At 48.0% G+C, this 18,935-nt stretch carries 19 protein-coding genes; 9 read left to right on the top strand and 10 right to left on the bottom strand.

The window, feature by feature from the left end:
• Positions 1-755 precede the first annotated feature (755 nt).
• On the bottom strand, positions 756-1,850 hold the full coding sequence (locus ACQE3D_RS24625; protein WP_427551825.1) for a hypothetical protein: 1,095 nt from the start codon (positions 1,848-1,850) through the stop codon (positions 756-758).
• 182 nt (positions 1,851-2,032) lie between these two features.
• On the opposite strand from ACQE3D_RS24625, the gene ACQE3D_RS24620 reads away from it, so the two are divergent.
• From ACQE3D_RS24620 to ACQE3D_RS24605, 4 genes are all read left to right on the top strand, one after another.
• Complete coding sequence (locus ACQE3D_RS24620; protein WP_427551824.1) at positions 2,033-2,941, top strand: ParA family protein; 909 nt, start codon at positions 2,033-2,035, stop codon at positions 2,939-2,941.
• Complete coding sequence (locus ACQE3D_RS24615; protein ID WP_427551823.1) at positions 2,938-3,993, top strand: ParB N-terminal domain-containing protein; 1,056 nt, start codon at positions 2,938-2,940, stop codon at positions 3,991-3,993. Before ACQE3D_RS24620 ends, ACQE3D_RS24615 begins: the two co-directional genes overlap by 4 nt.
• The gene (locus tag ACQE3D_RS24610; RefSeq protein WP_427551822.1) at positions 3,986-4,372 is read left to right on the top strand and encodes a hypothetical protein; all 387 of its coding nucleotides are present in this window, start codon (positions 3,986-3,988) and stop codon (positions 4,370-4,372) included. Before ACQE3D_RS24615 ends, ACQE3D_RS24610 begins: the two co-directional genes overlap by 8 nt.
• Before the next feature lie 346 nt (positions 4,373-4,718).
• Positions 4,719-4,880 carry a hypothetical protein gene (locus ACQE3D_RS24605; RefSeq protein ID WP_427551821.1) on the top strand — a complete coding sequence of 54 codons (162 nt, stop codon included), beginning with the start codon at positions 4,719-4,721 and terminating at the stop codon, positions 4,878-4,880.
• 646 nt (positions 4,881-5,526) lie between these two features.
• Here the strand turns inward: ACQE3D_RS24605 and ACQE3D_RS24600 are convergent.
• A complete protein-coding gene (locus tag ACQE3D_RS24600; RefSeq protein WP_427551820.1) occupies positions 5,527-7,266 on the bottom strand; it encodes a tyrosine-type recombinase/integrase in 1,740 nt (579 codons plus the stop codon).
• Between the two features lie 282 nt (positions 7,267-7,548).
• Positions 7,549-7,728, bottom strand: a complete 180-nt coding sequence (locus tag ACQE3D_RS24595) for a hypothetical protein (protein WP_427551979.1) — start codon at positions 7,726-7,728, stop codon at positions 7,549-7,551.
• A 61-nt stretch (positions 7,729-7,789) separates the two neighbouring features.
• Here ACQE3D_RS24595 and ACQE3D_RS24590 point away from each other — a divergent pair, with 61 nt between their 5' ends.
• The 4 genes from ACQE3D_RS24590 (at position 7,790) to ACQE3D_RS24575 (ending at position 9,901) form a co-directional block, all read left to right on the top strand.
• The gene (locus ACQE3D_RS24590; RefSeq protein ID WP_427551819.1) at positions 7,790-8,041 is read left to right on the top strand and encodes a hypothetical protein; all 252 of its coding nucleotides are present in this window, start codon (positions 7,790-7,792) and stop codon (positions 8,039-8,041) included.
• Positions 8,038-8,349: a type II toxin-antitoxin system RelE/ParE family toxin gene (locus ACQE3D_RS24585; RefSeq protein WP_427551818.1), complete on the top strand. Its 312-nt coding sequence runs from the start codon at positions 8,038-8,040 to the stop codon at positions 8,347-8,349. Before ACQE3D_RS24590 ends, ACQE3D_RS24585 begins: the two co-directional genes overlap by 4 nt.
• 451 nt (positions 8,350-8,800) lie before the next feature.
• Positions 8,801-9,088, top strand: a complete 288-nt coding sequence (locus ACQE3D_RS24580) for a DUF6794 domain-containing protein (RefSeq protein ID WP_427551817.1) — start codon at positions 8,801-8,803, stop codon at positions 9,086-9,088.
• A gap of 9 nt (positions 9,089-9,097) precedes the next feature.
• Positions 9,098-9,901, top strand: coding sequence for a retropepsin-like aspartic protease family protein (locus tag ACQE3D_RS24575; protein WP_427551816.1), 804 nt, complete (start codon positions 9,098-9,100; stop codon positions 9,899-9,901).
• 412 nt (positions 9,902-10,313) lie between these two features.
• Here ACQE3D_RS24575 and ACQE3D_RS24570 read toward each other — a convergent pair whose 3' ends face one another.
• On the bottom strand, positions 10,314-11,672 hold the full coding sequence (locus ACQE3D_RS24570; protein ID WP_427551815.1) for a hypothetical protein: 1,359 nt from the start codon (positions 11,670-11,672) through the stop codon (positions 10,314-10,316).
• Between the two features lie 386 nt (positions 11,673-12,058).
• On the opposite strand from ACQE3D_RS24570, the gene ACQE3D_RS24565 reads away from it, so the two are divergent.
• Positions 12,059-13,981: an AIPR family protein gene (locus tag ACQE3D_RS24565; protein WP_427551814.1), complete on the top strand. Its 1,923-nt coding sequence runs from the start codon at positions 12,059-12,061 to the stop codon at positions 13,979-13,981.
• A 536-nt stretch (positions 13,982-14,517) separates the two neighbouring features.
• Here the strand turns inward: ACQE3D_RS24565 and ACQE3D_RS24560 are convergent.
• From ACQE3D_RS24560 to ACQE3D_RS24535, 6 genes are all read right to left on the bottom strand, one after another.
• Positions 14,518-14,808 carry a hypothetical protein gene (locus tag ACQE3D_RS24560; RefSeq protein ID WP_427551813.1) on the bottom strand — a complete coding sequence of 97 codons (291 nt, stop codon included), beginning with the start codon at positions 14,806-14,808 and terminating at the stop codon, positions 14,518-14,520.
• Positions 14,805-15,155: a hypothetical protein gene (locus ACQE3D_RS24555; RefSeq protein WP_427551812.1), complete on the bottom strand. Its 351-nt coding sequence runs from the start codon at positions 15,153-15,155 to the stop codon at positions 14,805-14,807. Before ACQE3D_RS24555 ends, ACQE3D_RS24560 begins: the two co-directional genes overlap by 4 nt.
• Before the next feature lie 95 nt (positions 15,156-15,250).
• On the bottom strand, positions 15,251-16,810 hold the full coding sequence (tnpC, locus tag ACQE3D_RS24550; RefSeq protein WP_427551397.1) for an IS66 family transposase: 1,560 nt from the start codon (positions 16,808-16,810) through the stop codon (positions 15,251-15,253).
• 31 nt (positions 16,811-16,841) lie between these two features.
• On the bottom strand, positions 16,842-17,192 hold the full coding sequence (gene tnpB, locus ACQE3D_RS24545; RefSeq protein WP_313727828.1) for an IS66 family insertion sequence element accessory protein TnpB: 351 nt from the start codon (positions 17,190-17,192) through the stop codon (positions 16,842-16,844).
• Positions 17,168-17,575 carry a transposase gene (locus ACQE3D_RS24540; RefSeq protein WP_231883784.1) on the bottom strand — a complete coding sequence of 136 codons (408 nt, stop codon included), beginning with the start codon at positions 17,573-17,575 and terminating at the stop codon, positions 17,168-17,170. The genes tnpB and ACQE3D_RS24540 overlap by 25 nt, the downstream gene beginning before the upstream one ends.
• On the bottom strand, positions 17,562-18,935 hold a 1,374-nt coding region (locus ACQE3D_RS24535), incomplete at its 5' end, for a hypothetical protein (RefSeq protein WP_427551811.1). The genes ACQE3D_RS24540 and ACQE3D_RS24535, both read right to left, overlap by 14 nt.

The raw sequence follows: 18,935 nt of genomic DNA, 5'->3' as shown, positions 1-18,935 counted from the left end.
TTGACGGTAGAATTAGGAAACGTATCAGCGATTAACACTCCTTAGATCACCGTAGTCTCGCAACATGAACACTATTTTAGTATTCAGAAATGTCTCTGGCGTTTAGACTGAAGATGCTTTGACATATAGCTAGCCGGTGACCATTCCGTACCGGCACTGAAAATCTAGGAAATGAAACGTAAAAGAAGCGAAGATATTTAGTCCCCGGTAGGCGAAGCGATGGGCTAGTAATCTTAGCGAAGCAGAAAAAACCTGCATAGCTTCGCGACACCCTGCTATATCATGCGAGAGTATCGTTTAAGACACTGATTGAGATGACACTTGGTAACTTTGTCGAATCAGAGCGACGAAAGCCTAAAAAGAGGTGTGATTTTACAGAATTATCCCGTTAGGATATGCGAAAAATCATTTGACAAAATAGCAATGCTCCTGAAATAGCAAAAAATTAAAATTTACCGCTTTCCGTAGTCTCTCTTCATGAACTTAACTTTTCTTCACAAAATATCCGCAATCATTTCCTTATTTGCCCCATGGCAACAACATACCTGAGCTCGGCAGACAACGGACACATCAAGAGATGTTTACCGACGAGCGATGGCTTTCGTCGATAAAGAGTTTCACTCATCCATCGGATAAAACATCGGCTCTGGTATGACTTAACGGCGAGTCGCAAGGCATTACACCTATCGTGGATTAAAATTCATCACTTCGCTTTACGCCGTTTCCATGAACTTCACCCAACAAAAGTGAAAAATTCACGCCTTTCTTCGTCTCGAGAACTCAAGAACAAATGGTTCACTTCTCCCAGTTCCATGGATAACAAAATCACACCAATCAAACTCATCACGAAGTTGATTTAACACAGCTTCCATACGTGGACGTAATCTCGAACGATCACCATGCCAATGGATGACATTAGCGATATACTCGAGCTCTTTTTTATAATAATTTCCTTGTGTACAAAGGAAACGATATAAAGCTCTCCCGTTTGCAGAAGAGATTTTCCTGCGTATCTTCCAATTATGGAAGGTTGCCTGTTCCCTCAACCATTTGACCATCAGTGGAGAAAATTGAGCAAAAATTAACCCGTCCTCTTCATATGCCCGCCATTGAATATCGACCAACCTAATAGTCTGACCATCCCAGGTCTCACCAAGATACAAGTCTTTTTTTCGCGTTTCGAGTTCAATGCTAACGTGAGCAAGTCTTTTTATTGATTCCACCGTTGCTTTGTAGTTAAGACCTGAGTCATTAATACCAAGCTCTTTGTTGATCTGCCCAACAGTGGCAATCATAACCTGTACAGTTAGGTTCCCACGTTCATCATTTAGCCAAGATGAGTCATTCAATGGAACTGGTAACTTTGACCCCTGCCCTATCAACCGTCTGCCAGACAGTTGCAACATCGCAAATAAAACGTCTTCATCTTCAATAGTTACCGGTGGGCCGAAGCGCCGTCCTCGACCAAACGGTGTTTCAAACGCAAATGCCAAATCTTTATCTAACATATTGCGTTGGTATCGAGCTGGAATAGGAACAAAAATAGGTAATCGAGCTAATAGAGTCGGGATAGCATTGTTATCAGAGACAGTCAACGATGTGAACAATCCCAATTGTTCGGCTTCTAGCAAGCGAGCGTCGGCGGCCTTTACAAGTTTTCTTCCAATCCCTTTTGGTTTTTTGCGTTTTACCTCAGGAGCACCCGATTCAGCTTCTGCCACAATTGCTAAAAGCTCTTCGGTGCCTATCGCCGTTTCTTTATCCGCATCGAACAAATCCTTCTGTCTTTGTTGTGCCTCTGCATTTCGCTCGGCCAGAAATCGTTCCATTTTTGATTGCGATGATGCCATTCATAACTCCGTGATAGGTACTTTTTCGGTACATCTAGTAATAAGTATGATCGTTTACTACTATCTGGTCAATGTACAATACACCAAACAGTGTGGTACTATCAAGCGTATAGTACTGTTAGGAATTGAACCGTCCGGTACCGGACACTTAGGAATCGACTCTAAGCTTGGGCGAACATAACATGGCATCAGAACAAAACACAGTCATACCGAATTATGAAACCCTAAGGGTGCTTACCATTGGAAATCATAAGGGAGGCGTAGCAAAGACAACCTTGTCCAAATTACTAACGGAATTTTGTGTCCGGGAAGGAAAACGAGTTTTAGGTATAGACATTGATCCCCAATGTAATTTCTCAGCACGGTTTGTTCAAATGGCAGAAGATGGAGGTACGCCACCCTTTCATCCAAATTTCGATCCAAAGGATCCAACTTGGGATGAATTACCATTTGCACCCCCCGGCTATTGGTCAATCGCAGAATTTTTTCGATTAGGTTACGCGGAGCCCTACCCAACAGATAGTCCAAATCTTCACTTTATACCGTCTCACAAGCGGGAATTAACGTCATTTCTCGAACAGGTTGAGAGAAATAATATTCAAGAAGCGGTAGTGGAACACATGAGAGCGATGCTATCCATAGATTATTATCAAGAAGAATTCGATCTCGTCATTATTGATACGCCACCTCAAACATCTGCGTTGACCGCATCTGCAGCGCGAGCTGCGACTCATCTATTGATACCAACCGAAATGCAAGAAGATTCCGTCGCCGGGATGGCAGATATGGCTCAACTTTGGCAAGCGGAAAATCAAGTACGAGACATCAATAAACTACAACTCGTTGGAATCCTTGCGACAAAATATGATCCCCAGTCAGCAGCGCAAAGACGAACAATGGAACAGCTAAATCAAAATAAAATATTGGGGGACAAGCTCATATTTCCACCAATGAGGTATCTGCAAACTTATGCGAACAGCTCATCAACATACGCGAATCCGCGGTCATTATTTGAAATGCACGAAAATACATCAGCACGCGCTGAGGCTGAGCAATTTTGTAAAGTTATCTTTGAGAGGATTTTCCAATGACTGAAGATAGTGGCAAGAAGAGACCAGGTGTTTTAAGACGAGCACCACTAGGTGTTCAATCTGGCACAATATCAAAGGTTGCTGCACAAATTGCAGCTGCAGAAAACGCCACACAGCAGGAGTACGAATTACGCCAAGTACCTCTTGCCGATATTCAGTTATGGGAAGATCAACCAAGGACTTTTCGGCTGACTCTTGATGATATCTATCGCGGATATATCCTCGATGACGATCAGGACAACCCAAATAAATTAGAGGAGCTAGAAGGCATTATCACGTTGGCCATGAGCTTGAAGGAATATGGTTTAATAAATCCACCGATAGCATTTGCGTTACCGGGAAAACAAGTTCAGTTGATGGGAGGGCAGCGTCGCACTATGGCTGCCATCTTTGCATTGTTTCATTTACAAACCCAACTTGATGAACAAGATAACCGAATTCATGAGTTATCCATTAATCCGGAGCCGGATTTATCACGATTACAATTAGAACGTATTACCGTAAAGGTATTCTTAAGGAAGCCACAATCCCAAACAGTAGAACGATTAGGCATAATTGATAATGTCCAGAGGGATGATTTGTCTATTGGAGACAAGTTGCGCTGGCTTATGAAATTTGCAGCCCAACAAGAAGAGCAGGGTAGGGCAGTCCGATGGCGAGACTTAGTCGATACCTTGGGTCTATCAAGATCACAAGCCTATGAATGGATAACTGTGGTGCAAATCCGCAATGATGAGCATGTCCAACAAGTTATTCAATCTGTAATCAAGGGGAATGTGTCTTTCGCCAAATTGTTGGAATTTGTAAAAGCGGATTCACAGCAACGAGAGCAATTGTTTAAACAATGGTTCGGAGAACGAGGAATACGCAGAAACCAAACAAAGATTTCGTTAGGGCAAACTTCAAATCTGAATGCATTACGTTCCTTGGTACTTTCAAATGTAGACGAGGAACAACTTGAGTCTTTTACGGCTATAAATTGGGAAGATCCAAAAAGTGTGAAAAAAGCGTTCGCTGCATTTTTAGACTATTGGGTAGAAAAGCATGGCTGATGTTCGTCCGCAAGGAATCAAAACGACTGCGTCAATACGAAAAGTTACAGTAAAACTGCCGGCAAATTTGAAAGCAGCATTACCAGGCCAAATCTTGGCCGATGGCTATAACATGCGCCAGAAAAGCAAATGGGTTGTGGAAGCAATTCAGTCATTGTTGGCTAATAATGGATGGGAGGGAGCTCTACTATCCGAATTAGTTGTTAAAACGAACTCACAGGATGTATTTAGTATTCCTGACGAATTAGTTGCCAGAATCAATATGGAAGCCCACCGGGTTGCATTACTAAATCCCAGTCTTAATGCAAATCAATCGACGATTATTCGGGCAGCCATCAACAGAAGATTAATTGGGTTTTTCCAACAACCGGAACAATGATAAAATTTGTGATATTTAAACAGAGTCAGCCTTGAAACTCGAAGGCTCTAGGTTATGGAACAGGCCGCCATGGCAGCTTCAGAGGATCGTTGGTATAAGTTTGTATAGGTTGTTCTGGTGGGAGATTACCAATTAGCCTAGGTCAAGGTATTATTATAAATAGTCACCTATAGCCTTCGTGTGCCGCAGACCGCTTCGACAAAGTGCTGGATAGAGCGGATCAAAGAGCAAACAGTTAACGATGTGGTGTCACAAGTCGCCAAGCGCTGAGGTTGTCGGTAGACGAGGAAGGTGGCACTTTCCATCCGATGATACAGAAGGCAAGCACATCGATCACGAAGGCTGCTTGAACAAAGCCCTGCAAGATTTGGCAAAGGTGAAATCTGTCACCGACAAAGAATTGGGCCTCTCTGTGTTGAGATACCGGTTGATACGATCTGAGGAGCAATTTGATAGCCTTCGCTATGATCGTGGTCTTGATAGCTTTATTTTGCCTGATACCTATTAGTCCAAGACTTCGCATCTTGTATTTCACTGTACAACAGATCACGGCCATCCTTCGCGCCGCAACTGAAGTCAATTTCTAAACCCAACGTAGTTGCTTAAGCTTTCCTCCCAAGCGCGGCGACCTAGTTAGCACAAGACACCATCCTGCTAGGCTCGGTTAAAAAGGAACTGGGGATTGGCTTTGCCCGCCGAATGCAGGTAGTACGTCGACGGAGCTATCGGCTATTCCTAAAGTTTGGGCCGGCTCCTACCGCAATTTACAGTTTTCACGCTTCAGCGCCTCGATTCGCTGTCGATCGGCTTTCTCCGATTACGCTGACCACTCGATACCGAATATATCGCTACGTTGATCGAGGGATTATGGCTTGCGGATACCTTCAACGAATGTATCGAGCTGATTAATCGAAGATGGAAGAGGGCGGATTCAACAAATGCTTGTAAAAGACGACTCAAGAAAAGGACGAATATTGGGAGAGTGGTGTATAAATTCGATATTTATCATCATGTAACACATCGAGGATCAGGGTTCGAAATTCTAGCTCACTACCGTTAAAAAGGGTAATAATCAGGGATTTTAATAGGTTTGGGTAATGCATCAATCGCGGGCTATAGAGAATGCTTGAAGTAAAAGAAACGTACCCTGCGCACTAGACCCCTTTAAAAGCCTCACTCACGACTTTTTGTCGCTGTTTCGCATCGGTGTTTAAATACAGCGACGTGGTACTGATATCGGCATGTCCCAATTCATCGCGAATATAGGCTAACGGTACTTGTTTGTCATTGGCCAAATAACTACCGTAACTATGGCGTAGCCAGTGTGCGGAGGCTTTGCGGATTTTATTCACTAGTCGTAAATCCGCTTCCGGATCCTTGCTTAAGGTGACATACATTTGATCGAAAAAAGCCGCTAATGTTTTATGCAGGCCTGCGGGGCTGAGATGTTTACGGGCGGTAGGGTCACGTAGACTCGGGATTAGTGGCGCTTCGGCCGGTAATCGTTCAAATAGACTTGGACGCCCGCAAGCTCTTAAGTAGGACTGTAGTGATTCTATCAAGTTGAATGGCAGGGAGGTTTTCCGTAACTTGTTGTGTTTTCCAACGACCCGCAAAAAATACTGCACCCCCTGGTCGTCTTCCAGGGTTTCGATATCGCCGAAACTCGCTGCCGCCAATTCATGGAGGCGAAGCCCCGTGTAAAACGCAAACGTCAAAATAAACCACAAGCGCCGATCGGCAGTTTCCGTTGCGGATCCCGGCTGAATCTGTTCTTGGGCATAGGCTAAGATGGTTTGCATCTGGGTCAAGGTGAAGGCCCGGTTTGTCGTTTGTAGCGGGGTCTGCGCGCACTTGATATTCGGCATGTCGTCGAAGTTATTGTGCGTTAGATAGTGTTGTTTGACGAGCCAGGCCATGCACCCGTTTATCACGGTTTTCGCGTAATTAATGCTTTTGGCGGATAGCACGGGTTGCGGCGGTGCGGGTTCGGTTGAATCCCCCAAAACAGGAGCGGCTCCCTTTGGTGTTCGATAGTAAAAGGGCTTCCATTTGCCGTGGCGCTTGTTGGCGGGTTGCTGTGTCACCCATTGCTGATCGGCCGTCGTCAAATTTTTCAAAAACAGGATGTACGCGCGGCAGTCGTCGGTGCTCAATGAGGACAGAGCGCGTTTACGTTCTAAGATGGCCCAGAGTAACAGGCGTTCCAGCTCTTTTTTGTACGCTTGGTAAGTTTTCGGGTTGTCATTTTTTAACGACAGCCAGCTGTGAATCGCGGCTAAATCGTGATTGGCGTCGATCCGGCACGCGTCTGGCGAGCGATTACTCCCGTGTTCACCGTTCAGTTCGATGGGAATTAAGACCTGTTCCAACGGCGCCATCGACTGCGACGAGGCGAGTGAATGGAGCTTGGGCATGCTGGGGCGAGATTGGTATCCCAGCCTCTCGGCATGTTGCTTTAAAAAGAGGGTCAGAGTTTTCTGCGCCTGTTTTCGAGCGGTGGGGATTTCGGAGCCGGCGGCTTCGTTCTCGGCTAACCACTGGACCGCATCTGCGCAGGTGGCGACTGATGCGGGTAACGCCGCACACACGTTTTCAGGCAACCAACGTCGTAACGCCTGATCGCCCGCCGGTACCGGATCGGGCCATCGGTTCAGGGTGTTTAAGGCGTGTTCCGCGCGCGTCGACCACGTCGACGTCGCCTGACGTGGACTCATCCAGAGTTCAACGAAATCCAGCTGGCCATAAAAACGGGCTTTGATCGCCAGGGCTCGGCGCAGGGTTTTCAGGCGTCGGCGGGCAGGTTCGTCGCTTTCCGCGCGTTGCTCGTCGAGCGCGGGGTAGGGTATTCCGGCGATCCAACCTCGCAGCAGTATTAAATCGGCTAAGTTCATGAAGGGCAGTGCTCTCCTGGGTGGGAAAATCGGCCTGGGCCGGGGGATGGGTCTGGCCTAACTATACCATAAGCATTTTTGAGCTAGTTGATATAATTAGGGCTATATCAACTTCGAAATCCAAATAATTAAATATTTCAGTAAAACACTAAATAAATTATTCATTAATTGGGCGATAAACCGCTGTAACACCCGATAAACCATAGTTTTAGCCGTTGAGGCTGTTTGAGCGCGGGATAAAAGTGACGGCCCACGAGCGCATCGAGGTCGATCATGTTGCCTTCATTCTGGAAGGGGTAGTGCCCGATGAGCAGGATGTGTCGCCATGCCGCCGGCGACATCTATGTGATCAATGCCGGCGCCTTGAAGTTGTAGCTCTCCTTTCACTTCGTCAGCCGCCGCGACAGGATCGCGGAGTGGTAAATGTTTTACGACAACCTGCGTCAATGTGATGATGGACAACGGTTTGATCCGGTAGCACATAGGTGCTAATGTGGGGATGTGTAAATTTGGAGATTAACCCATGAGTCGCCTAACCATCGACATAACAGACCAGCAGCACAAAAGTCTGAAAACACTGGCTGCCTTGCAGGGCAAGACCATCAAGCAATACGCGCTGGAAAGGCTGTTTCCCGGCGATGCGGATGCCAATCAAGCATGGAAGGAGCTGCAAACCCTGCTAGATACCCGCATCCACGAGGGACTTGCTGGCAATGTGTCTACCAAGAGCATCAGCGAAATTCTCGATGAAGAACTGACCGAGGACCAGGCTTGACCGGCTACGTTCTCACTGCGGCGGCAGAATCCGACCTGCGCGGCATTGTCCGCTACACCCGCAAGCAATGGGGCGATGCACAAGTGCGCCACTACATCGCTACGTTGGAACAAGGTATCGCCAGCCTCGCCGATGGCCGGGGTGTATTCAAAGACATGAGCGCGCTTTTTCCGGCGCTACGGATGGGGCGGTACGAACATCATTATGTCTTCTGTCTACCGCGTGAGGGAGAGCCTGCTCTGATCGTGGCTATTTTTCATGAGCGCATGGACCTGATGACACGACTGGCTGACCGGCTCAAAGAGTGATGGCTTGGAATCGGGCGTAGAGCGAGAAATGACGACAAATTGATGGTTGTGTTACGGAACATTCCTGTTTGTCGGCGGTATCTGAATATGCAGGTTTGGACAGATAATGTAAATCTGTCGAATGGTGGTAATTTAAACAATTCATATGAATTACTAGTGGTAGGTAAGTTATGAAAATTGTTGTTGGTTGTTTAATCGGTTTTTCAATCGCAGTAGCGACCTTATTATTAGCCGGTGAAATCCCACAGTGGCTAGGGGAGGGTGCTAAAGCGAATCCCGTTTCCTGTGCTGTATTCTTACTATGGACTAGTTTGTGTGCTGGGTTACTTGCCTATGTGCCAAGGCGACATACAGCCAAATCCTTATAAGCTATTCGCCTCCGTCCGTCCAGTGATAGCCTGGGCAGTAGCATCTTGGTAAAACACTGGCTACCAGACACCGAGGCCGTGCGATGGCAACAAATTGGTCAATCTTGAAACTAGAACTAGAAAATCCGCCGACCACACTTTCCGAAGCGGTCGATCGACTGCAATCGATTTTGCTCGAAGAAGACAAACAGGCTATTGCTGGCATGGCGGTAGACGATTTGTACAACCTCCATTTCAACCTTGGTTTGGCGATCCGGAATGCATGGTTGAACCGAACGTGCGGTGATTTGTTGGCAGCGTGCGGTACTTCTCATCCTGATGACGCTTCCCAGATTATATTAGGCGCATTATGGCGAGCGTTACAACCGTGAGAGCGTGGCATGGGCATACAAGATCGAGACTATTACTGGGAGAAACATCAATCGGCGTCGAAGCCAGGTGGCAATGATTTTGGCTCTTCGCTCAGACACATTAACCGTCCGAATCCGCCCCAACGGAAATCTGGAAGTCTGAAATACCTTTTAATACCGGCATTGGTGCTGTCCAGTCTTTGGCTGGGGGCCGATCGACTTTTAAAACAACGAGCAGCCCGCCCGCCAGCATCCCCAAGCCTTTCAATTCCTCTGGGCAATCCGGCTGATGTTCCCATTTCAGGAGGGCTTGAAATAGCCGCTGATCGCCAAGGACACTTCCGAGGAACCGTACTGATCAATCATGTGCCGATGCCTTTTTTGATCGATACCGGGGCGACCATCACCACGATTCCAGCGAATTTAGCCTACGCCGCCAATCTGCCCGTGGGTAGGCCCGTCAATACGAATACGGCCGGCGGGAAGGTCGTCGATCGACTGACGCAAATCACCAGCCTGAAAATTGGCAACGCCGAAATCAGCAATCTTGAGGCAACGATCAATCAGCATCTGGACGAAGTGCTCATTGGCATGAATACCTTGAAACTTTTTACCATCACCCAAAGCGGTAATACCATGACCTTGGTGGCCAACGGTTCGTCACCGGAACAAATTGTTAGAGCCCCAGCGATTTCCTCGGTCCCAATTTGGCCCAATACACTGGCCGCCGAGCAACCAAGCACTACACCGGAGGTCAAGCGAGTGACCAAGGTGAAAAAGACGGTAAATTGCAATGCACAACAAGTCTGCACGACGACGTACAGCGACCACTAGCGTTGTTTGATACTTCAGAGTAGTAAAAGATAGCTAGCTATAAGATATTTTGCATAGCTAGCTATCTGCTAGAGGCGTTGCGATTGATTGCGTATTCCGATCGCAACGCCGCCACCGATTCCTATACAAACCCAGCCAGATTTTGAATGCCTTGGATCGGCCATTACCGGTCCTTGATGATGTCAGCGAAATTTTCATTCTCTAACCTCAACGATTGTCAGCTTTTTGGAAGGGAACTTTAAGTCCTCATCGGCCCGAGCCGGCCATTAGCGGTCCATCGATATCGTCTTACTAATAGCACATAAGGATCTAAAAGCAGCCGTTTAATACTAAGGCACTGGCAGCCAAAAGCGTAGCGACTGGAAGCGAAGCAGAATCCGCGCGCCTTTTGAATGCCCGGTGTAGTCCATCGTTAGGTCAACTCGGCTAAGAATTCTTTGGTGGGATATCCATACTCACCATAGTCGCTAAAGCTCCCCTGATAGCCCACAATCAAGAATACGAGCTGATAGAAGAGGACCAATACAGAGCTTGTCTGATTAAATAGCTCTTGAATGTCTGCATTAGGATCTTGTGCGCCGTGGGCCATCTGGTTTCTTAGCTTGCCATACGTCGTAACTAGCGCAGGATCGATGAGGGACTTCTTCTTAAGCTCAGCCAAGATATCTTTTGCCCTGGGATGTTTCATAGCACCTAGCGCCCCAAGAATACGTTGGCGGAATGATGGAGACAGCGACCCACACTCGTTGATCAATTTCCCGGCGCAACAAATATCGTTTTTGAGTTCATCTGAAACGGCATAAAACTCTTTCATTGTGTCCATAAGTAAGCTTTCAACCGTGACAGACAACGTGAGCGCCTGAACGTCGAGCGATGCTTTTCCGGACTCCAAGATCGACCTATTCAATAGAGAAATTGGGTGATGGGTTGAATTATCATCCTTCGTTACGTAGCAAAAATATTGATCAAATAGGTTCCAAACCGACCTCGAAATAATGTGGTCGTGTGAAATATGAAGAGGTGGCCCTATCCGGGTTCTCTTTGGCTCCGGCTCGACCGCATGCAGTAAAGTCTTACGCTCAGTAGAGTCCAAAATGACCAAAACAGACCATGATTTTGTATGAGCGAAAGCGAAGCACAGGGTCTCGAAAATTCTATTCACTTGCACCTGTGAAACGCCTGACGTTTCGAAGACTGCCTGTAATACTGACCTTCCGGAGCTATTATCAATTTCAAACTTTACTCCATTGGAGGTAAAACGCGCGAGCTTCAGACCCGAACTAAAGGATCTGGCCTCGCTGCCAACCTTAGCCTCCTCTCTCACAACAGTGTTTAGTGGAACCTTGATGAGTTCATCGAAATAGAATTCCACCACGGATCCTTTAATATTGGGATGACCATTGTCAATATGCTCTAGATCTTGAAAAGTGGCTTTAATCATCGACCCATTAGGGCCAACAGACCGATCCGGCAGTAACCGCACCGAGGTCCAAGTGTTCCCTAAAATATCGCTTGCTTCCAAGTCGTAATAGTGCTCACTGCCTATGACTTTCCCAACTTCCCACTTCAAGCTAGCAAATGCTTCTTCCAGAGAAAACGATTCTTCAAAGAAGACCTTCAGCAGGAACTTCCCTGGCTCGTCTGCTGCAATTGTTCCAGCTCCGACCAAAGGTTTTCTATCCGGTGCTTTAGAGCAAGGTGTAAGTATGATCTTCGGGCAATCCAAGACCAGTTTGCCTTCGAGAAAAGCTTCTATGTGCTTGGAATCCACTAACGCTCCGAATTGAGGACCTAACATAGACGATAGGTAGTTATGACTGATGACCATCTGATTGCTGCCATTGAATCAGAATGAACGATAGACTGCAAAGGGTCGTTTTGCCACTGTGACGACTGACCGCTTTCTGGTATCAGAATTCAATGGCGGCTTTCCGACGATGAATTTGAAGAGCGGACGGTCGTATCACGACCCAAATAAGACATACAAAGCAGTTTAATGGCCGACTGATTAGAGATGAACAGCAGACTGTCGCTTTATATAATAAAAACCGTCTATAATTCGATGTCGCAAAATTTATAGACCCAATCTAATTGCTTGTTAATAATATTTTTTCTATTTTTAACATAGCGAAAACGTATTAGTAATATGGAGAGTAAATGGATAACATAATTTTACAAGGAATGCTAAATGACTTTATTACAAGATTTGAGCTCGAAAAAGATGATCTCGACATTCAGTTTGAGAAATTTTTAAATTACTGTTTATTGAATGAAGATTATTATGACTCATTTGATTTCGAAAAAGTAGGCACTGGGAAGTGTATTGGAATTGATGGGATTGCCGTAATTATTGGTGGAATTATAGTTGATTCAGTTGAAAATGCTGACTTGTTTACAAAGGCGCAATTTGATGTCAACTTTGTATTTGTTCAAGCGAAGACTTCTAATAAGTTCGACTTTGGTGATTTTTTAAAATTTGTTAGTACAGTAAAAGTATTTTTCGGCAATGATGAAAGCGCTATACCATCGGAGCTCGCGAAAGCATATAAAATCAAGAAGCTTATTTATTCAAGAGCTTCGAAGCTAAGGAGCTTACCAACCTTATTATTGGTTTATGGCTATGCTGGTAACTTTAATTTGAAAGAAACAAACCTAGAATCTCAAATTAATAGTGAAATTAATCAAATAAAGTCAATTCCATATTTATTCTCCACTGTAAAATGGAGTATTCATGATGGCAAGGCAATAGAAGATCTTTACAGAGAGGCGCAAAATGAAATACAGCATCAAATTGCATTTCAAAGACATATTGCTTTGCCTTCAATAAATGGCGTGAAGTCAACATACCTTGGGGTTATTAAGTGCAAGGACTTTGTTTCTCTGATCACAAAGAAAGATGGAGATATAAATAAAGGGCTTTTTGTTGGGAATGTTCGTGATTTTCTTGGTGGGAAAAATCCAGTCAATACAGAAATAGAAAAGACACTAAAATCTCCAGAGGAAAAGGATCGGTTTGCAATACTAAATAATGGTGTGACTATTGTTGCAAAAAAAGTAACACCATCGGGTGACACGTTCGAGCTATCGCAATTTCAAATCGTCAATGGATGCCAAACTAGTCATGTGCTATTCAATAATTCCGATTACATTAATGACGAAATGTACTTAACAGTTAAGCTAATCGAAACATCAGACCTCGACATAAGCGGAAGTATTATTGCAACAACAAATAGCCAGTCTCAGGTCACCAAAGAAGCATTTGCTACTATAAGACCATACCATCGCCGCTTGGAAGACTTCTTCAATGCGCTACGTAGTTCTGGATACATTTATTACTATGAAAGGAGACCTCATCAATATGATGATTACGGTGATGTAAAGCAAAAACAAGTTGTATCTGCACCAGCATTAATAAAATCATATGTTTCGGTGGTTCTGGAGGAACCTCACAAAGTCCATTATTACTATGGTCAGTTATTGGCTGAATACAATAGAAATGAATCGAGCGAGCTATTTGCGGAGACTGATCATCCAGGACTTTATTTTTTATCACATCATATAGTTTCTAAGACCAAAGAGCGGATAGCAAATAATAATAAACTTAAGGTTTGGGTGTTCCATATCGCGTTGCTTATAAAAAAACTTATAGCGCACGACTTAGTAAAAAGAAAAGCAATAACAGATAATAAATTTTTGAGCATGCTGGATAGTATCGATCGCTCTTTTGACTCAGCGTATGAAAAAGCGGTATCGATAATCAATAGTACAAGACCCAATAAAAATGCAAATAAACTGCCTGAAACAACCAAATCATTGCTTGCCGAGTTAAGGAAAAGTAAAGATAAAATTCACATTGCTCATGCTGGTGAGCAACCAAAGGAGTATTCTTTGGCTGACGGCAAGTATATTGGAACGGTTATTAGCAAAAAAGGTGACGAGAATTCTTATGTTGTTAAGTATGGTCCCTATGAAGTATCTGTAGGCATTGCTTCTGACTCCGACAGTTATTTAGTCGCAGGCAATCGTATTACATTTGTGGTCAGCGACAGGATAGCAACACAAAATCAAGATATTCGCTAATAAGCTGTTTCTGCTGATAGTATCGAACACGGCTCACATTGTTAGATTAACTCTATTTTTCCTCCGAACATGGCGTTGAAGGGCTGGTTTATTGCCATTTTCAGCTCGGTAGGATGCGGTAAACAACGTGCACCGCATCGATCGCGATTGGTGCGGTTCGTAAATTCACCGCACCCTACGACTGCTTTTGGCTAGATATTTGCCATTGGCGCTTTTGTTCAGTCTGTCGGCAATTGGCCGGTTGGTTGAAGTCACCAACGTCTGCTTTATAGTCCAGCAGTTCCCGGAATCTGTATTTCACTGAATGACCGGTTTTGAGAAGCTCGATAGACGGGTTTGGGTCGATTGAGACAGTTCATCACTTCCAAAAGCTGTCATTCATCTATGGCATTATCATATCCGAATCGATAGCCTGGTTTACATCGGAACCAGTGGCGCTTTTTAATCGGAATGCCTGGCTGATTTCGGTCGGGATCCGCAATAGATATCGGTTGAGCAAAAAAATACCCCCTCACGCAAGCGTCAGGGGGTATCCGTTAATCGCCGACCGATGGCTCGGTTTGCAATTTCTTCAAAATGCTGTCCAGAATGTCCGGCAATACCGCGCCGAACCGGCCTTGAAAGTCTAAGGTTTCCCGCTTGGCATAACGCCGGGCGGCAATCCCCAGTCGTTGCCGAACCCAGGGACTGGTTTTGAATTGGCTTCTCAACCAGTTTCGGTACTCGGTGTTCCCGCCTTCCCAATCCGCCGGCGGCGAAAAAGGGGAGTCGGGATGGCCAGGTTCTGTATCCAGCGTTTGCACGTCCTCGATGAATTTGCTGATCATAACGGCGGCTCGAGGTCGGTTAACGTGGCATTCGCTAACGTGACGGCCGTCAATTGCCCATTCTGATCGATTTCCAATACAAACCGGTTGCCGTGTAGCATTTTGCATCCTGTCAAATCCGGCAAGAGTCGTTTCAACGCGTCGGCAGGATCGTCGGCGGTATTCGCCACGATGAAGTGGGCGAATTGCTCGATATCCTGATCGTGACAAGGACCTTGATAGTCATCGTCGTTTTCGCAGAATCGCGACACCTGTTCCAGCACGTCTCCCCACTTTTCATGGCAGGGAATGATCAGCACGTCGTCTTGCTCGTTGCCGGTATAAGCACCGTGTGCATCGATGTCCACGCTATCGGCGCCGATCCGGATTCGGTAAGCCGTAAGCGATCTTTGAAGGACGCACTAGAACTGAAACGGACAATGACTTAACCGTTGGCGTACGATTAGTCCGTTAGGGCGTCGAGATTCCAAGGCAACAGCGCTTCGAACTCTTCGACAGTTTTTGCGGTGGGAAGCTTTCGGAACAGATCGACCAGATAGGTGTAAGGGTCGACGCTATTGGCCTTACAGGTTTCGATCAACGAGTAAAGATTAGCGCTGGCACGGGCGCCGGCCACCGTATCGCAAAACAACCAATTGCGGCGGCCCACCACGAAGGGGCGTATGGCGTTTTCGCAGAGGTTGTTGTCGATGGGCCAAGCGCCGTTGTCGACGAAGCGGATCAGTTTGGACCACTGCGATGACAAGTAATGCAAAGCCTTGCCCAGCAAACTACCGGGGATTACCGCATGCAGATGTTGTAGCAGCAGGGCTTCGATTTTGACCAAAACCGGTCGGCTTTGCTCCTGGCGCCGCTGCCCACGCTGTTCGACGCTCAGGTCTTCCGTCTGAGTTTCAATCGCGTACAGTTCACCCATCGCCGCGATAAACTGCGTCGCCAGTTGCTCCGGGCCGCGCGCGGCTTTAGGAATGGCGGCTTCGGCCTCGACAAAATAACGCCGCGCATGCGCCCAACAGCCGAGGTGAATCGCACCCCGGCTGGCTGCAATGGCGTTATACACCTCATAGCCGTCGCTCATCAGTACCGCGCCGGGTTTGATGCCTTCATACAACGGCTGCGCATGCGTTCCGCCGCGCCCCGGCGTGTAGCTGAACAGCCGAATCGGCGGTCCGGAGCCGGTCATTTGTGCCCACAGATAGCTTTTGCTTTGCGCGGCTCGGCCGGATTCTTTGAGCACTTGAACCACGGTTTCGTCGCCCAGGATCAGATCGGCATCGAGCAGATGGTCGCGCAGCAAGTTGATGATGGGTTGCACTGCGTCGCCAACCCGCACCATGCTAGCCGCCAGCGTGTTGCGCGACAGATCGCCGCCGAAACGGCTCAACAGCGCGGCTTGCCGATACAGCGGCAGGCTATCCTGGTATTTGGCGGTGACGACCCAGGCTAATGCCGTTTCGGTGAGTAAGCCTTTGGGGATGATGCGAACCGGTGCCGGCGTCACGCGAATGCTTTCATCGCAGCACGGGCAGGCATATTTGACGCGGTGATGTTGAATGACTCGCACCTGTTGCGGCACGATGTCGAGCTGCTCGCTGATTTCAGCGCCGATTTCCACCAGACGAGTACCGTCATGCGCACAGATGCGTTCGGCTTCCGCTAATTCATGGCGCACGATCTCACGCGGCAGATGCGGATCGAGCGGTTTGCGACCGCGTTTCTTACGGCGGTGACCGGCCACCTCGACCGCTTCGGGCGTGGCTTCCTCGGCGATTGGAGCACCGTTCGGCGCCAACACTTCGGCTTCGTTCAGGAACAGGTCGCGCTGGGCCGGATTGGCCCGCGCCTCGGATTTTGCGGCATACAGCCTATGCAGAAAGGCATCCACACGTTCTTTCAATAAATCCCGCTCGGCCGTCACCAACCGCAGTTGACTCGCCAGCCGTTGCTGCTCGGCCAGCAAGGCTTGGTAGTCTTCGGTGGACAGCGTGATGGTGGGCGTCATGCCGTTATTTTACCGGCTTTACATCCGCGTTTCAGCCCACTTGGGTATAGGTTCGTGCCGGATGCGGCCGCATCGCGGCCAAGTCAATACCGGCTAACAACCAGTGGAGTTGCTCGACCGTCAACATCACAACTGCTGCCTCTTTCGGCCAGTGAAAACGGTCGGCTTCCAGCCGCTTGAGCATCAACCAAAAACCGGTGCGGTCCCACAACAGCAGTTTGATCCGATCCCGCCGGCGGTTGCTGAACACGTAGATGGCCGGCTCGAACGGATTCAAGCCTAATGCCTGCTCAACCAGCAGCGCTAAACCATTGATGGCCTTGCGGCCGTCGACCGGCTCGCGGTGCAGGTAGACCTTCAATCCTGCGTCGAAACGAAACATGGCAGCTCGGCCAACGCCTTCAAAATCACCGGCAGGTCGCTCAGTGCGACAGGCTGTAACGCGAGTTTAACGCCGTTGGGCAACTCCGCACTGAGCGCTGACTCAGCCGGTTTCTCTGCGCTCAGCGACTGAACGGGCACAAAAGCCGGCAACGTTAATGGACTGTTCGGATTCGGATGTCCTGTTTCTCGGTAATGCCCCATCCACTTGCGCAGCAGATTGGCATTGATACCGTATTGCAGAGCGATCTTGGCAACCGATGTGCCCGAATGCAAGCAAACTTTCACTAGCTCCCGCTTGGCTTCCGGATCATAAAGGCAACGGCCGTCTCGCCCGTGCCCCACGATTAATGGCCGCGATAATCGCGTGTTATGCTCCTTCATAGGTGTCCACCTGATTATAAGTGGACACTATCTTCGTTCCTTTCGAGCTGTTTATACAGATGCTGTTAAAGGACCGCTTACGGTAAGCCCGGCAAAACACCGCCGTGACCCAGACCCAGATGCCTTGAAATTGCGCGCGATGCGATTCGTCGAGGATCTCGCACTGCACTTCTTCTTGGCTCAAGTGCCGCAAATAGGGCTGCACCCAATGCCCGGCGTCCAACCGGTTATCGACCAGCACCCAGCCCTTTTTCCAGGCCAGCAAATATCTTAAGGCCCCATCGGACTGAAGATCGTCGTCAATCGTCACCAATTGCACTTGTCCGCTTTCGACGGCGGATTGGGTGATCGGTTGGTCAACCGTTTCCTCAAAGTCGCCAAACAGGCCAGTATCGCAGACCGGCGACCGTTGGATACGGGAGACCAGCTGCGTGGGCAGTCGATCGACATCGTTGAGCAAGCGCATCAAGCCGCACTCGCGTAGCACCGGGTAATAGGCCAGGAAATCGTCCGCGCTCAAGGCCGTTTTCAGTGCCGTGAGCTGGCTTTCGATCGCCGTGCCGATCGCTTCGCGAACTCGCTGAAGTACATCGGCTTCATCCACCAATTTGTCGCGATCCGGTAAGCGAGCCATGAATCGTTCGCTATCCAGATGCACGATATTGCCAGGGTAGCGGGTGTCCCCGATCCGGTAATAATGGCCTCGATAGACCGGTAGGCCTTGTAAATACACCAGGCAATCCCGGTAATACCGATAGCCATCGAGCAGGTTGGCCAAGCGAATGGCGCCGACCGCCGATGCCACGAACTCCGCCGCGCCGACAGCATCGACGGCGTGGGGTCGCGGTAACGGGACTCCGTTAAAATGCACCGGAATCGGAAAACCGGCCGCTAAGTCCGCCAAGGTATTTTCGAGCGGACCGTTGGCGATATCGACCAGCCGGATTTCGGTCAGACCGTTCCAAGCGGTCGCCGGCGAAACCTCCACCGGTTGAAACCCCAGGATATGATCGGTATCGACCGAAAAACACCCGCCCTTACTGGATAAGCCCAGATGCCGGCAGGCGAATAACGCCGAGAGAAAGCCCACGCCAAACGCGTGTTCTTTCGCAATCAATTCCACGTCCCAGCCGGACTCGGCAACGGTCAGCAGGGTGTCGAGCGAATCGATTCCGCAGCCGTCGTCCGTCACGGTCAAGGTGTTGGTTTCGGCGCAGTAGTCGAATGCGACATAACTGGCGCCGGCACGCCGGGCATTCTGCATCAGCTCACCCAAATACGTGGTCTGATGGGTGAAACTCCATTTCAGACTGTGGACTAATCGTTCAGCGTTGACTTTCAATTGTAGTGGTGCGTTCAT

Origin of the sequence: Methylomonas sp. MS20, assembly GCF_050275925.1 — a bacterium.
Classification (GTDB): domain Bacteria; phylum Pseudomonadota; class Gammaproteobacteria; order Methylococcales; family Methylomonadaceae; genus Methylomonas; species Methylomonas koyamae_A.
Note: the sequence above shows the minus strand (reverse complement) of the source record. Positions and strands in the feature narration are given on the sequence as shown.

Bases quoted from the DNA above. Each gene is read 5' to 3' on its own strand.
- ACQE3D_RS24625 (WP_427551825.1), bottom strand. From the start codon at position 1,850: ATGGCATCATCGCAATCAAAAATGGAACGATTTCTGGCCGAGCGAAAT.
- ACQE3D_RS24620 (WP_427551824.1), top strand. From the start codon at position 2,033: ATGGCATCAGAACAAAACACAGTCATACCGAATTATGAAACCCTAAGG.
- ACQE3D_RS24615 (WP_427551823.1), top strand. From the start codon at position 2,938: ATGACTGAAGATAGTGGCAAGAAGAGACCAGGTGTTTTAAGACGAGCA.
- ACQE3D_RS24610 (WP_427551822.1), top strand. From the start codon at position 3,986: ATGGCTGATGTTCGTCCGCAAGGAATCAAAACGACTGCGTCAATACGA.
- ACQE3D_RS24600 (WP_427551820.1), bottom strand. From the start codon at position 7,266: ATGAACTTAGCCGATTTAATACTGCTGCGAGGTTGGATCGCCGGAATA.
- ACQE3D_RS24590 (WP_427551819.1), top strand. From the start codon at position 7,790: ATGAGTCGCCTAACCATCGACATAACAGACCAGCAGCACAAAAGTCTG.
- ACQE3D_RS24580 (WP_427551817.1), top strand. From the start codon at position 8,801: ATGGCAACAAATTGGTCAATCTTGAAACTAGAACTAGAAAATCCGCCG.
- ACQE3D_RS24575 (WP_427551816.1), top strand. From the start codon at position 9,098: ATGGGCATACAAGATCGAGACTATTACTGGGAGAAACATCAATCGGCG.
- ACQE3D_RS24565 (WP_427551814.1), top strand. From the start codon at position 12,059: ATGGATAACATAATTTTACAAGGAATGCTAAATGACTTTATTACAAGA.
- ACQE3D_RS24560 (WP_427551813.1), bottom strand. From the start codon at position 14,808: ATGATCAGCAAATTCATCGAGGACGTGCAAACGCTGGATACAGAACCT.
- tnpC (WP_427551397.1), bottom strand. From the start codon at position 16,810: ATGACGCCCACCATCACGCTGTCCACCGAAGACTACCAAGCCTTGCTG.
- tnpB (WP_313727828.1), bottom strand. From the start codon at position 17,192: ATGTTTCGTTTCGACGCAGGATTGAAGGTCTACCTGCACCGCGAGCCG.
- ACQE3D_RS24540 (WP_231883784.1), bottom strand. From the start codon at position 17,575: ATGAAGGAGCATAACACGCGATTATCGCGGCCATTAATCGTGGGGCAC.